Origin of the sequence: Bacillus sp. bc15 (assembly GCF_900142585.1) — a bacterium.
GTDB classification, from domain to species: domain Bacteria; phylum Bacillota; class Bacilli; order Bacillales; family Bacillaceae_G; genus Bacillus_A; species Bacillus_A cereus.
Genome location: NZ_FRBJ01000001.1, coordinates 494,969 through 508,549, shown reverse-complemented (window position 1 = coordinate 508,549; position 13,581 = coordinate 494,969). Strand labels below are relative to the sequence as shown.

The following is a 13,581-nucleotide window of genomic DNA, read 5'->3' as shown; positions in this document are numbered from 1 at the left end:
TATTTGTGACAGGTTTGTAAAGAGTAAAAAACGACGAGTTATGCCCGTCGTTACTTTCATTCATCCTCTTCATCAAAAACTTCATCAATCATACATTTCTCTAATAAATACTCAAATGTAATATCTGCGAGATCTTCAATTTCTTCTCGTTTTGGGACGTACCCTCTTTCAATTAGTTGCTCATAAAAAAACTCCGCAATCTCTTCCGTATCAATCACGACTTCAATTTCCTTCATGAGCATCACTCCTTTATTTCTGTTTTATGAAAAAATCTCAAAATTATGTATATGAGATTAGAAAAATAGATTTTATTTTTTTATAGGTCATAAGCTTTGGACGAGATGCATACGATTGTAGTACAAGCTATTCAAAGGGGGAAATAATAATGGAAAATCAATATGAAGTAGGACAAACAAAAGAAGAGTTCATGCATGAAGATCAATGGGCAGACTCTCTTATAAAGTGGCTTTTTATTTTTTTAATAGTTGTAGGCATACCTTATACTGCATATGTTGTTGTTCAATTTATTCTCTCTTTCTAGTTAACTATTTTTTCTCTGTCAATTTAACTAAATAATTATGAACAACATCCATTACAATTTTATATTCTTCATCTTTAAATGTATCGAACAATAATTGATAATCGTTATAAATATCAAGTAACCCATCAATGATTTCTTGACGATTCGTCTTAACACTCACTTTTTTCGAGTTGTTAATTGACTTTAACTTACCTAAATCTAATTTATTCATACCTGCTTTATCTTGTTTCAGTTTCTTCAAAATTGCATTTGCCGTTTGAGCATTCGCAAGTAACGTTAAATCTGACTCATCCGCTTCTAACCATTCACCATCCGTAATCCGTGACAATTCATAAATTGTATCTTCCCATGCGTCATTCTTATATCTCCATACTTCTGTACGAAAACCAACAATACGGAAAACATCTTTATCATATCCAGTTACTTGCACAAGATCACCAAACGTGAAATTATAATTTAATTCAATCCACTCCGTATCGCCCTTTTTCATATCTTGCTCTGTAACGTGCTGCAATGTTTGCTCTACGTAAAATCCATCGTGATTATTGACTTCGTATACATAAACTCCATCTAAAATCTTCATATTTGTGATTTTCCCAACGGTTCCATATAGCGTAATCACGACTATGTCCCCTACGTTGTATTTAGGTTGTTTTTTTCTTGCCATCTCTATCTCTCCTTTTTTTGACGTCGTGATTTTGATATCAGTATATGCAACCTACATAAAAACGCTTATCACAGAAGCTTATATTCATAAATTTTTTCAATAAAAATTATAATCTTATAAAATTTACGTTACACTCAAAAAAAAGCTAGTAACTAGACTAGCTTCAAATCAACAAATTTCGTATAAAAAAACATACAGAATACTTCACTTTAAACAAAGTAATGTATTCTGTATGTTTTCAAATAGTTTTTATCTATCTTGTATGTATAAATCCCAGGCTTCATCAAATATAGACATACTTTCTAGCATTCCGCTCAACTCTAAGTATGAACTAATTTCATCATAGTCTTCAGATTGCTTCGGAAAACTTAAATCATCATACATCGCCTCTGCTAAATCTGAAATTTCATTTCTAAATAAAGCTGCACGATGCTTCATCATATAATGGTAAAATGTTTTTTTCAAAAATATTCCCTACCTTTCTAACTTGGGTACATTATACAAGGCGAAAAAGAAAAAAACCAGCATAAAAGCTGGTTAAAAGTCGAAATAATTTCTTTTTAATAGACGCGGTCTTCCCATTAATTCTTCATACGTTAGTTGTTTTGGTAAATCTTTCGTGTAAATTAAAAATAATTGATCTTCAATTTCTTTTACTGTATGGTCTGATTGATAGTCCATCCCGCACGAGGAACAAGAAATACATGGTGTCTTTTGGATTTCAATGGCTTTCGTACCATCTGGTAATTCCCAATATACAGTATTCAAGCTTTCTTTCGCTTCTGTACTGTCACACCACATACAATTCATACTGCATCACCCTCAGTTTTTTTGTCGTTTTCTTCTAATTTAGCCATTTGTGCTTGATATTTTTTATCTTTTAATTGATCACGCTTATCACGTTTATCTTTTAAAGATGCATGCGTATCATTATCTTCATAGTCTTTACGACGGTTCATACGCTGTAAGTCGTCTGGAACGAGGTTAAATTTCTTATCGCTCATAAGACCTGCGATACCAACATCTGAACGTTTTTCTTCGTAGTTCGGATAAATCTCTTTAAAGTATCCTTCCGCTCTTCCTGGAATATAGCTCTCTGGCTCTGGATACGTCGTAATAACACCTTCAAAGTTACGAAGTACAACTTTATCTGCACTTTGTGAGATTAAATAGTTTGGTTGAAGTGCAATTTTACCGCCTCCACCTGGCGCATCAACAACGAATGTCGGAACAGCATAACCAGATGTGTGTCCACGTAAACCTTCAATAATTTCAAGACCTTTAGATACTGGTGCACGGAAGTGACCGATACCTTCAGATAAATCACATTGATAAATGTAATATGGACGTACACGGATTTTTACTAAGTCATGCATAAGTTTTTTCATAATTGGAACGCTGTCGTTAATACCAGCTAAAATTACTGCTTGGTTTCCGACTGGAACACCAGCATTCGCTAACATTTCACATGCCTTTTTCGATTCTTCAGTAATTTCAATAGATGTATTGAAATGTGTATTTAACCATACTGGATGGTATTTTTTAATAATGTTACATAAATTTTCTGTAATACGTTGTGGGAATACTACTGGTGCTCTCGTTCCGATACGAATAATCTCAACATGCGGAATCTCGCGTAAATTTTTTAATACATATTCTAAAATTTTATCGTTAATTAGAAGTCCATCACCACCGGAGATTAATACATCTCGTACTTGTGGTGTTTCACTAATATAAGCAATCGCATCATCTAATTGTTTCTTCGGTACACCCATTCCAATTTGTCCACTAAAACGACGGCGTGTACAGTAACGACAATACATAGAACATTGATTTGTTACTAAGAATAGTACACGGTCCGGATAACGATGTGTTAGCCCTGGAACTGGTGAATCTTCATCTTCGTGAAGCGGATCTTCTAAATCATATTTTGTTTTATATAACTCTTCCGAAATCGGTACTGATTGCATCCGAATCGGACAGCGTGGATCATCAGGATTCATTAGCCAAGCATAGTACGGTGTAATGTTTAACGGGATCGTTTTCGTTGAAATTTTAACGCCCTCTTCTTCTTCAGGTGTTAAGTTAATTACTTTTCTTAAGTCATCTAACGTTTTGATCGTATTCGTTAATTGCCAAACCCAATCATTCCATTGCTCTTCAGTAACATCTTTCCATAATTCGATATCCTTCCAGTGACGATTTGGTTTGTATACATCATGTAACATTGCTATTCCCCCTTTTTATACGCTCATCCTTTATATAAGCAATAGTTATGCCAACTTTACATTGTTGATAAGTAAATGTGCGGAGAACCCTATTACATAAGCGAAAAAATATTTTTAAGCGTTGTATGAAATCAATACTTAACATCATATTCATTACTTTTTATATATGTAAACGCTCTTTTATTCGTGCAAACACACAAAAACCGCCGATTATTCGGCGGTTTTGTCGTACTTGCTCAGTTTATATTGAAGCGTTTGACGAGGGATACCTAACATTTTTGCGGCTTGTAATATATTCCCTTCCGTTTCAATCAACGCTTGATCTATTAATTCTTTTTCTGTTTGATGAAGTGCTTCTCTAAGTGGCATTATACTCTTCTTCTTCGAAAAATTCTCTTTCCGAAATGTACGTGGTAAACAATTGGCTGTTAATGTATTCCCTTCTGCAATAATAACAGCATGTTCAATCGTATGTTTTAACTCTCGGACATTTCCAGGCCACTGATAAGCTTGCAGTCTATCTTTCGCTTCCTCATCAATTTGAAGTACACCTTTTTTATAACTTTTATTATATTCTTTCAAAAAATAAGATGCTAATAATAGTACATCCTCAGTTCTTTCACGAAGCGGTGGGATATATAATGAAAATACGTTTAAGCGATAATATAAATCAGTGCGAATTTTATTCTCTCGTAAACATATTTCTGGAGGCTGGTTCATTGCGGTAATAACACGAACATCTACTTTTCTCGTCTTATTATCACCAATTCTTCTAATGACTCCATCTTCTAACACTCGTAACATTTTTGCCTGCAAATCAAGAGGCATTGAATTCAGTTCATCTAAAAATAATGTACCACCATCAACAAGTTCAAATAGCCCAGCTCTTTCAATCGCTCCTGTATAGCTTCCTTTTGTCGTTCCAAACAATAAACTTTCTAATAGCGACTCTGGTAAAGCTGCACAGTTTTGTGCAATAAATGGCTTGTTTTTTCTTTTAGAAGCTTCATGAATTGCTTGTACGAACAGTTCTTTTCCTGTTCCTGTTTCACCATATATTAAAACATTTGCGTCTGTTGGTGCTACTTTTTCTGCTAACTCTTTCGTCTGTTTAAACCGCGTATCATTTGTCACTATCGTCTCAAATGCAGCATGCTTTTTAATCACTTTTTTTCTAGATGTTCGCTTTATTTTCGACTGTAAGTCAACAATTGTGTCAGTAAGTTTTTGAATTGTAGAGTAATCCTTTGCAATTTCAACAGCCCCAGCAATATTCCCATCTATAAAAATAGGTAACGTCGTATTTACTGTACAAACATCTTCACCATTTAAATTTTGATAATGCTGTGCTTGATGTACGATAGGTTTTTTTGTATCTAGTACTTTCATCAATGTACTCGTTTCCCTTGATAAAGACGGGAACGCTTCTAACAGATGTTTCCCTAACACTTTTTCAATCTTCGATCCATCGTGTTTCGCAGCTACAGAATTATAAAATATTGTAATTCCATTCTCATCTACAGCGTGTATAGCCTCATCAATACTGCCCAAAATCGCTTCAATGACTTCTTGTGTCGAAACTGCTAGCAATGTCATCCCCCCTCTTGCCGAAAATCCAGCAATTATATGCCGAATTTTCGGCACACCTATGTGCGATTGTAAGCATGACGATTCCGTTCTATAATTTTGACCAATTTTATATTTTCATTAGATAACTCGAAACTCTAATTAGTACAGCTTTTCGAACACCCAGCTCCACCTAACTGTTTTGCTTTACAGCCGAATTTTGAGGCGGAAGTTTTACTGCTTTCGAATAGCTAGATAAATCTTTCACCCATATATTCATATCTTCCAACTTATCGAAAATGTAGCAATTATTCGCCAGTCTTCCTCTATACGTATAACCTAATTGATGAAAGGCAGCATTCATTCCGAAAGAAAGCGATCGAGCAATTGTATAGGAGCAGAAAATAGATCTTTCTCGAAGCTCTTCCTCTAATTTAATTAGTAAACTTTTCATAAATCCATGTTTACGATATTCAGGTAAAGTAGCACAATTCGTTAATTCTGCATTCCCTTCTTTTATATTCATTTCTGCAGATGCTGTACTAATAATTTTTCCCTCATATTCATATACGTAGTAAATTGTATCGTCTTCTTTCATCGTCTGTAATACATAACTCGCTTCATTTAAAGGTGTCGGATACACTTCAAATACTTTTCCGAATACAGTTGCTAATTCTTCTGCATCTTCTTCAGTCGCTTTTCTCAGCAAAAATTTCTCTGGAACTACTTTTTCTTTTATTTCTTTTCCTTTTACACCGCTTAATATAGTATCTTCCTCAGTCCAATGCATACTATTTCGTCTTTCATCATTATTATATTTCACAAAAAAGTATGCATCGTGTCCTTGAAAATAATGAGGTATCGTTGCTTCCAACAAAAAACCGAAAGAGAGCCATGTTGAAACATGCTCTCCCTTTCCTTTAATAATACATTTAGTGAAAGAATGTTCCTCTGCTAGTTCGTCAATTGTCTGTATAATACTTTCAACATTTCCTGTATAGTGATCTACCCGAATACGCTTATTAAAATAATCTAAAACGCCTTCTACTGTATAACAATTCGTCTGTTCTCTAAAAGATTCATAGTATTTCATTTTTTCACCTCACACCAATCTAGTAATGTACATGCAATAATTTTTGCGGCAGCTATCATTTTATCAACTTCTATATATTCGTTTGGATAGTGTGCTACTTTCGTCTCTCCTGGACCAAATACTATTGTTGGTACGTTTGCAATTTGTGTAAATAAACCTCCATCAGTCCCCCACGGAGATGCTTCAATAATTGGTTCGTTCCCTTCGATTTCAACAAAGTTGTGATGAAGTGTTGTAATGAGTTCATGATTCTCTTCTAATTCACCAGGAACCCATCTCGCTCCAAACCACTCTACTTCTACTGGATTTTCAACAAACCAATTGTCCACATCATTTAATTCAACAATCCAATTCTCAAACTCTTCTTTTGCCGCCTCTATAGTCTCATTCGGCGCAACACCGCATCTTCCTTCTAAAATTAATTCATCTGGAACAGAACTTGGCCAACTCCCTCCTTCAATTTTCCCAATGTTAATTGGAATTGGAATCGGAATCCCTTTAAATAAAGGATCTGTAATTCGACTATTTCTTTTCTCCTCTAGCTTTCTTACATGTTCTATAACAAACATACTTTTTTCAATTGCACTAACCCCTTCATAACGCGTTCCACCGTGTGCAGCTTTCCCTTTTACACGTAAACGAAACCACATGGAACCTTGTTGTTTCGGGAAAAACTTCATATTAGTAGGCTCTGGAATAATGACACCATCTGCCTTATATCCTCGTAATATAGTTGCTAATGTCCCTGCTCCGCCACTTTCCTCTTCTATTACACTTTGAAAATAGATGTCTCCTTTTAATTCAATGCTAGATTCAATAATCGCTTCCATTGCAAGCATGAGTGCGACATTTCCACCTTTCATATCCGTCGTTCCACGGCCATATATACGATTTCCTATTTTCTCACCGCTATAAGGATGATGTTCCCACTGATTCACATCCCCTTCTGGAACTACATCAATATGCCCATTTAATATCATAGATTTCCCGTCGCCACTTCCTTTTAAAGTTGCTACAATATTTGGGCTATCTGAAAAACTTGTACGGGGTGATACAAAATAAGGATGATCTTTCATTTTAGAAAAAGAAGGCTCCCATATATCGAGGTCTAAACCTAATTCACGTAATTTTTCAATCACAATCGCCTGCGCACCGCTTTCATCACCAGATACGCTCTTTTCTTGAATTAATCGTTTTAAAAATTTCACACTTTCCTCTTCATGGCTCTCAATATAATCACAAACTTGCTTTTTTAATTGCTCCATATATTACATCTCCCTTCATTCAATTACTAGTAAGTTAGAATTAATTTGAAAATCAGCTTCTGTATGTCGTTTTATATCTTCTACTGTGTATGGGCTCATTAATTCTTGTAATATAAGTCCACTCGGAGTTACCTCCATGACTGCCATATCAGTAATAATTAAATCTACACATTTCTTTGAAGTTAATGGCAATGTACACTCTGAAACAATTTTTGCATTTCCGTACTTATCAACATGATTCATCACAACAACGACCCGCTTCGCTTTTTGTGCTAAATCCATTGCTCCACCAATACCTGGAACACGTTTTCCAGGTACAATCCAGTTTGCTAAATCACCATTTTCACTTACTTGTAATGAACCAAGAATCGTTATATCTAGCAAACCTTTTCGAATCATACCAAACGCTGTGCAACTATCGAAATAACTCGCTCCTGTTATAAGAGAAGTTGGTAAACCTGCTGCATTACACAAATTTTCGTCTTCATTCCCTTTACTTGGCGTTGGTCCCATGCCGACGATTCCATTTTCCGCATGAAACATAACATTTATATCGTCAGGCAAATGATTTGGTACAAGCGATGGTATGCCAATACCTAAATTTACAATCATACCATTTTGTATTTCTTTCGCCGCACGCCTAGCAATCTTATCCCTCACTTCTACGCCCATACCCATTCCCAGTTCACTCCTTCCGACGGTACAATATAATTTACGAAAACACCTGGAACGACAATTTCCTCTGGATCTAAACTTCCAAGCGGGACTATTTCTTCTGCTTCTACAATTGTTATATCCCCAGCCATCGCTACATGAGGATTCATATTTCGTGCACTTTTGTCAAATACAAGGTTACCAAACGGATCTGCCTTTTTCGCATATACAATTGAAACTTCAGCAGTTAATGCTGTTTCAACTAAGTAGGTCTTACCATTCATTTCAACTGTTCGTTTTCCCTCTTCCACAATCGTATCAACACCAACATCAACTAAAACACCACCAAGACCAACGCCACCAGCGCGAATGCGCTCTGCTAATGTTCCCTGCGGAGAAAACTCAATTTGTAATCTTCCCTCGTTTAGTTGCCTTCCTGCATTTGGGTTGGAGCCAATATGAGAAGTAATTAGTGATTTAACTCTTTCATTTGTAACAAGACGACCGATACCTACATCAGGGAATCCAGTGTCATTTCCAATCAAATTTAAATTTGTAACGCCTTTTTCTAAAATTGCCTGTATTAAAGATGGAGGGGATCCAATCCCTCCAAATCCCCCAAACATTAATGTCATATCATCATGGAACAAAGAAATTACTTCCTCAATTTCTTTTAATTTACCGAATGTATTTGTAATAGTTGTCATGCGATACTATGCCCTCCTTTTTGCATCATCTCTTCCACACTTTTAGAGAAAATTGAAAGTAATTCATCTAACTCGGAATATGTAGTTGTCATTGGCGGTGCTACAAGCAGTGCACTATCTTCTTTTCCTGCTTGCCCTGAAACTGCTTGGTATAAAAGTAGGCCATTTTTAGCTGCAACTGAAATAAGCTCCGACGCTTTTGTAAACGGTTGCAATTCTACTCCGATTAGCAACCCTTTTCCGCGCACATCAGCAATGATTGTCGATTGTTGCTGAACTTTCTGTAAGCCTTTTATTAAATACTCTCCCTTTTCTGCTGTTTTTTCAGGGAGATTATGTTTCTCCATATATTCAATAACAGCTAAAGCCGTTGCTGCAGACAATGGATTGGCACTTAACGTATGACCGCTCATTACTGAACGTGACCCACGTAATATTGGTTCCATAACACGATCACTTACAACTGTCGCTGCCATCGGTGTATATCCCGCTCCTAACCCTTTACCAAGTGTCATGATATCCGGTTCTACACCCCAATGCTCCATTGCAAACCATGCTCCAGTACGACCAAGCCCAGTCATCACTTCATCCGCAATAAATAAAATATCGTAATGGTCGCAAATATCTTTAATGACTTTATAATAGTCTTTCGGCGGAACAACCGCGCCTCCAGCTGCTCCGATAATCGGCTCAGCAATAAAAGCAGCAATATGCTCTGCACCAATTCTTTCAATTGATCTTTCTAGTTCAGTCGCACATGCCAGCTGACAAGTTGGATATACCTTTTGAACAGGGCATCTGAAACAATATGGAGCTGGTATAGTCGGATAATCTTCCAAAATAGATACGAAACGTTGTCTACGTAGTGGGTGACCAGACATCGATAACGCACCCATCGTAATACCGTGATAACTCATCCATCTTGATAATATTTTATGTTTCCCTTGAATACCTCGCTCTTGAAAATGCTGAATTGCAATTTTCATAGCTGTTTCATTTGCTTCCGTACCACTATTTACAAAGAAACTCCAGTTCAAATCTCCTACACTTAAATCACTTAACTTCTTTGCTAATTTTTCAGCTGGTTCACTCGTAAACTGTGATCTATAAACAAAAGCAATCTCCTCAGCTTGCTTTTTAATAACGTCTGCAATCTCCTTTACGCCATGCCCAATACCTGCCGTAATTGCTCCTGACGAACCATCAAAATATTTATTACCATTTTGATCATACAAATAAACACCTTTTCCATGTGAAATCATTGGATACGGCTGACCAACAAGTGGTTTAATTAAGTAATCGCGCATAGCGCTCCCCCATTTCTCCAATTTGTATATATATATGAAGAAAATTGACGTTTCTTTCATAAAAAAGAATCCTCTGCAAAAGCAGTGAATTTATCAAAAAACTATTATAAAATATACAAATGAGTGCTTAAAAATATTTATAAAACAGAAAATTCAGAACTCAAAGTGAAGACCAATCCTTTTCTATACGCCCAAATAACCCTCCCTTTTATATGAAATGACTACATCACCAAATGTTTTTATAGCATAATGCCAGCTGCCCTTAAATGCCGACATTCTGTACACTTCGACGGAACTCCCGTTAAACTCCTTCCTAATATCCTACTTTAAATTGCATATTTTAAAACAAATTTCGACATCCCACCTTACTAACCAATTCAAATTCATATTTAATATGTAAACTTTTCATTTTTAAACTATAAAAAAAGAACCGATTAACCACACTAATCAGTTCGTCATGACGCTCTCTTATGGGTTAATACTGTCAATTGCTAAAATAAATAGAAAAATCATGTTTACAAATTCATCCTACAGCCTATAAGACAAAACCTTTTCATAACTTCATTCACAATTACTATCGGGATATCCCTATCCCGAAGTGGCACCCCTTTCCTCAGATTCAAACTACCTTTCCTTTATAATTTATGTAGGACAATTATCACTTTGTATGTGTATTTGCCTATAATTAAAAAAAACTCTAGTTTTCTAGCGATTGCTGGACATGTATTCAATATGTTAATTGAAATGCAGTTTCAATTTGGCATTTATTTTACTTTCGTGCAGTCATATGTACTGCTTTACTCTGCCAAATACTCATAAGCACCAGCACCTCTTTATGAAAACATATTTGTTGTCAATTTTTAATTTTCCCTTTATAAAATTATTTTTTTCGCATAACCGCTTTCTTGCTTCGCATATAGTTTTAATGATGACAAAGGAGGAATGTTCATGTCTCAATCTGAAATTGAAAAATATGGACAAGAAGTTACGCAATACGAACAGCTCGCACGTTACTATCAGTTTCGTAATCCTAAAAAATATATAGAATTATATATGAAATATTGCGATGCACTTTCAAAACTTGTACAGGCGCATGAGAAAAGGGATTCACAAGAAGCTGCTTTACCGTCACATATAAGAATTTTTCATGCCGATCCAAATATATCAGCGGTTGATATTTTAGTAAACGGACAAAAGGTTATTAAAAGTATTTCATTTAAGCAATTCAGCCCTTATTTATCATTAGTGCAAGGTAAATACCGTATAGATATTGTCCCTGTCGGAAATGAAACTCCAATCTTTTCAGCATTGGTACCAATAATGGGAAATCATACTTATACTCTTGCTGCAATAAATAGTGATAATCACCTACAATTACAACCTATACTTGATAATACACATTTACCAGCTGGTCAAGCTAAAATACGCTTTGCACATTTCTCTCCAGATACCCCTGTTGTAAATGTAGATTTAAAAGATGGAGATCATTTATTTGAAAATGTACTCTTTAAACAAATAACAGATTTTTTACAAGTTAGCCCTGGTACAGCAGATATTGAAATTTCACTCGCAGATAATAAAAACGTTTTATTGACTATTCCGAAATTCAATGTTGAACCAAATGTTATTTATACAATTTCAATAGTAGGTTATTCAACTAAAGATCCTAAATTAGAAGCCGTTATACTTACAAATTAAAACAGTCTACACCATTCATTTGGTGTAGACTGTTTATTTTTGAAATGCAATTTGAAATTCTGTCCAATCGTTATCTGATCGACACATAATGGATCCATTATGTTTTTCCACAATTTGTTTACATACAAATAATCCAATACCAGTTCCTAACTTTTTAGTAGTTACAAATGGTTCAAAAATCGTTTCTACATTTTCAGCTGGAATCATTGGTCCATTATTTTTTATCACAATTCGAATAGCTTGATCTTCTTCAAATACATCAATGATAATTTTTCGTTCTTCTTTCATTGATTCAAGAGCATCAATTGAATTCATTAATATGTTTAAAAATACTTGTCTCACTTCACTTCGATAACCAACAAGCGGAATTGGATACGGTAAATTCTTTTCAATCAAAACATTCGCATTGACCAAACTCGGATATAAGAATTGTATAATGTCTTGAAACAAGTCATTAAGCCAAAACCGTTCCGATTCATTCCACATTTCTTTTTTCGATACGAGTAAAAATTGCGAAATGCGAAAATTTAATTGATCTAATTCATGCGAAATAATATCTAAATACGATAAACTCGGATGATCTGCCTTTAATAATTTGACAAACCCCATAATGGAAGTAAGCGGATTACGAAATTCATGTACAAAACTAGCTGACATTTGTCCTAGAATCGTCAGCCTTTCTTTATGTGTTTCGTTAATATATTGCTGTTTTTCCTCTAAATTCTTCGATATAATTTCCGAGTATTTTAAAACAGTATAATAAATTAATTTGTCAAAACAAGTATGTATTTTTGCCATAATTGGTTTCAATTCACGAGCGCTAACATCTAATTCACACATCGCTTCGAAAAGTTCATTTCTTCCCACGTTTGCGTTATAAACAAAATCTCCAATATTCGCATCTGCTCCAGCACGTTCAATAGCAATTTTCTCGCATAACGGTTGAAGATAATTTATATCTTTATCTTCCATAGTAAGTTCGATAATTAACTCTAGTAAATCCTCTCCATTTTGAACTACTTCTAGTTTAAATGGATCTTTTTCGGAAATTATCATTTTGTTTTTCCAGTTCTCTACGAATTGGTGCCTATTGTTTTTCAAGTGTGAACAAAATATTTCTTTAATATCCTTATCGATTGGAAAAACCTCCATTCCCTCCATTTCCATACGACGAATACCCTTTATATTTTGAATATTAACACAAAAAATACGATTCGTTAATAGATTTTTGTCACATTTTGTTAATTTCTGTTGATAAAATTATTTTTTCTTTCTTATTTAACTAATTGTATGCAAATTCCCTTTTTCCTTCACATATTTTCATTATTTCCGTAGTCAAAACGACTTTTTTTTGCATCATTTTTAATTCTTGCGTACAATAGAAAATGAAAGGTGTGAAAAATATGGTAAATAAAAATGTGGAAGATTATCTCCAAGAAGGCATTTACGGCCAAAAGCAAAACAAACCAGAAGAACGTAATATGTATTTAACTACATTACGTGAGCGTGTAGAAATCGCTTTAACGATCGGTCAAGTAATGCAAAGTAATGTATACTCTGAAGTGGCAGGTAGCATGCGCTCTTCTCAATCATTACAACTCCTCCTAAATGGTAGCATTGCTTACCCACATTTATCAAAATACATTAAATTAGCAAACGAAAAAAATGTTCCTTTTACAATTGTTCAAAATAAAGATACAGAAACACCAATCGGTTTAGTATTAACTCATGCTACTGCTGTAGATAAAGAACAAATTTATGTAGAAGATACTATTTTCAAACAAGAAATGAAGTAAAAGTTACACTTAATTAAATAGTTACTAAAAGCGTAAAAAAACGAGTATGGAATCGTAAA

The 13,581-nt window shown here is 34.8% G+C and carries 15 protein-coding genes; 3 read left to right on the top strand and 12 right to left on the bottom strand.

Annotated features, from left to right (window positions below; genetic code table 11):
- Positions 1-56: 56 nt before the first annotated feature.
- Entirely contained in the window at positions 57-236 is a 180-nt protein-coding gene (locus BUA87_RS02625) for a YozD family protein (RefSeq protein WP_000658451.1), read from the bottom strand.
- 149 nt (positions 237-385) lie between these two features.
- Between BUA87_RS02625 and BUA87_RS02620 the strand changes: the two genes are divergently transcribed.
- Complete coding sequence (locus tag BUA87_RS02620; protein ID WP_000431486.1) at positions 386-541, top strand: DUF3930 family protein; 156 nt, start codon at positions 386-388, stop codon at positions 539-541.
- A 4-nt stretch (positions 542-545) separates the two neighbouring features.
- On the opposite strand, the gene BUA87_RS02615 is transcribed toward BUA87_RS02620, so the two are convergent.
- The 10 genes from BUA87_RS02615 to BUA87_RS02570 all read right to left on the bottom strand — a co-directional run bounded on the left by BUA87_RS02615 (position 546) and on the right by BUA87_RS02570 (position 10,028).
- Entirely contained in the window at positions 546-1,208 is a 663-nt protein-coding gene (locus BUA87_RS02615; RefSeq protein ID WP_000101490.1) for a hypothetical protein, read from the bottom strand.
- A gap of 249 nt (positions 1,209-1,457) precedes the next feature.
- On the bottom strand, positions 1,458-1,673 hold the full coding sequence (locus BUA87_RS02610; RefSeq protein ID WP_000750717.1) for a YozE family protein: 216 nt from the start codon (positions 1,671-1,673) through the stop codon (positions 1,458-1,460).
- Positions 1,674-1,745: 72 nt separating this feature from the next.
- Positions 1,746-2,018: a YokU family protein gene (locus BUA87_RS02605; RefSeq protein ID WP_000995766.1), complete on the bottom strand. Its 273-nt coding sequence runs from the start codon at positions 2,016-2,018 to the stop codon at positions 1,746-1,748.
- Complete coding sequence (gene ablA, locus BUA87_RS02600; protein WP_000902145.1) at positions 2,015-3,436, bottom strand: lysine 2,3-aminomutase; 1,422 nt, start codon at positions 3,434-3,436, stop codon at positions 2,015-2,017. Before ablA ends, BUA87_RS02605 begins: the two co-directional genes overlap by 4 nt.
- A 210-nt stretch (positions 3,437-3,646) precedes the next feature.
- The gene (rocR, locus tag BUA87_RS02595) at positions 3,647-5,032 is read right to left on the bottom strand and encodes an arginine utilization transcriptional regulator RocR (protein WP_083530603.1); all 1,386 of its coding nucleotides are present in this window, start codon (positions 5,030-5,032) and stop codon (positions 3,647-3,649) included.
- A gap of 163 nt (positions 5,033-5,195) precedes the next feature.
- Positions 5,196-6,095 carry a putative beta-lysine N-acetyltransferase gene (ablB, locus tag BUA87_RS02590; protein WP_072938337.1) on the bottom strand — a complete coding sequence of 300 codons (900 nt, stop codon included), beginning with the start codon at positions 6,093-6,095 and terminating at the stop codon, positions 5,196-5,198.
- Entirely contained in the window at positions 6,092-7,360 is a 1,269-nt protein-coding gene (locus tag BUA87_RS02585; protein WP_000436691.1) for a peptidase, read from the bottom strand. Before BUA87_RS02585 ends, ablB begins: the two co-directional genes overlap by 4 nt.
- 15 nt (positions 7,361-7,375) lie before the next feature.
- A complete protein-coding gene (locus BUA87_RS02580; RefSeq protein WP_000525276.1) occupies positions 7,376-8,038 on the bottom strand; it encodes a CoA transferase subunit B in 663 nt (220 codons plus the stop codon).
- Positions 8,023-8,721: an acetate CoA-transferase subunit alpha gene (gene atoD / locus BUA87_RS02575; protein ID WP_072938334.1), complete on the bottom strand. Its 699-nt coding sequence runs from the start codon at positions 8,719-8,721 to the stop codon at positions 8,023-8,025. The genes BUA87_RS02580 and atoD overlap by 16 nt, the downstream gene beginning before the upstream one ends.
- Positions 8,718-10,028, bottom strand: coding sequence for an aspartate aminotransferase family protein (locus BUA87_RS02570; RefSeq protein WP_001205877.1), 1,311 nt, complete (start codon positions 10,026-10,028; stop codon positions 8,718-8,720). Before BUA87_RS02570 ends, atoD begins: the two co-directional genes overlap by 4 nt.
- Before the next feature lie 948 nt (positions 10,029-10,976).
- Here BUA87_RS02570 and BUA87_RS02565 point away from each other — a divergent pair.
- Positions 10,977-11,726, top strand: a complete 750-nt coding sequence (locus tag BUA87_RS02565; protein WP_000083276.1) for a DUF4397 domain-containing protein — start codon at positions 10,977-10,979, stop codon at positions 11,724-11,726.
- A gap of 33 nt (positions 11,727-11,759) precedes the next feature.
- On the opposite strand, the gene BUA87_RS02560 is transcribed toward BUA87_RS02565, so the two are convergent.
- Complete coding sequence (locus BUA87_RS02560) at positions 11,760-12,893, bottom strand: BA2291 family sporulation histidine kinase (protein ID WP_000425086.1); 1,134 nt, start codon at positions 12,891-12,893, stop codon at positions 11,760-11,762.
- 236 nt (positions 12,894-13,129) lie between these two features.
- On the opposite strand from BUA87_RS02560, the gene BUA87_RS02555 reads away from it, so the two are divergent.
- On the top strand, positions 13,130-13,522 hold the full coding sequence (locus BUA87_RS02555; RefSeq protein ID WP_000247562.1) for a YueI family protein: 393 nt from the start codon (positions 13,130-13,132) through the stop codon (positions 13,520-13,522).
- Positions 13,523-13,581 lie beyond the last annotated feature (59 nt).

Excerpts from the sequence above, each read along its gene's own strand:
- rocR (WP_083530603.1), bottom strand. The coding sequence starts at position 5,032 with ATGACATTGCTAGCAGTTTCGACACAAGAAGTCATTGAAGCGATTTTG.
- BUA87_RS02555 (WP_000247562.1), top strand. The coding sequence starts at position 13,130 with ATGGTAAATAAAAATGTGGAAGATTATCTCCAAGAAGGCATTTACGGC.
- BUA87_RS02565 (WP_000083276.1), top strand. The coding sequence starts at position 10,977 with ATGTCTCAATCTGAAATTGAAAAATATGGACAAGAAGTTACGCAATAC.
- BUA87_RS02605 (WP_000995766.1), bottom strand. The coding sequence starts at position 2,018 with ATGAATTGTATGTGGTGTGACAGTACAGAAGCGAAAGAAAGCTTGAAT.
- BUA87_RS02580 (WP_000525276.1), bottom strand. The coding sequence starts at position 8,038 with ATGGGTATGGGCGTAGAAGTGAGGGATAAGATTGCTAGGCGTGCGGCG.
- BUA87_RS02625 (WP_000658451.1), bottom strand. The coding sequence starts at position 236 with ATGAAGGAAATTGAAGTCGTGATTGATACGGAAGAGATTGCGGAGTTT.
- BUA87_RS02560 (WP_000425086.1), bottom strand. The coding sequence starts at position 12,893 with ATGGAAATGGAGGGAATGGAGGTTTTTCCAATCGATAAGGATATTAAA.
- atoD (WP_072938334.1), bottom strand. The coding sequence starts at position 8,721 with ATGACAACTATTACAAATACATTCGGTAAATTAAAAGAAATTGAGGAA.
- BUA87_RS02585 (WP_000436691.1), bottom strand. The coding sequence starts at position 7,360 with ATGGAGCAATTAAAAAAGCAAGTTTGTGATTATATTGAGAGCCATGAA.
- ablB (WP_072938337.1), bottom strand. The coding sequence starts at position 6,095 with ATGAAATACTATGAATCTTTTAGAGAACAGACGAATTGTTATACAGTA.
- BUA87_RS02570 (WP_001205877.1), bottom strand. The coding sequence starts at position 10,028 with ATGCGCGATTACTTAATTAAACCACTTGTTGGTCAGCCGTATCCAATG.
- ablA (WP_000902145.1), bottom strand. The coding sequence starts at position 3,436 with ATGTTACATGATGTATACAAACCAAATCGTCACTGGAAGGATATCGAA.
- BUA87_RS02620 (WP_000431486.1), top strand. The coding sequence starts at position 386 with ATGGAAAATCAATATGAAGTAGGACAAACAAAAGAAGAGTTCATGCAT.
- BUA87_RS02615 (WP_000101490.1), bottom strand. The coding sequence starts at position 1,208 with ATGGCAAGAAAAAAACAACCTAAATACAACGTAGGGGACATAGTCGTG.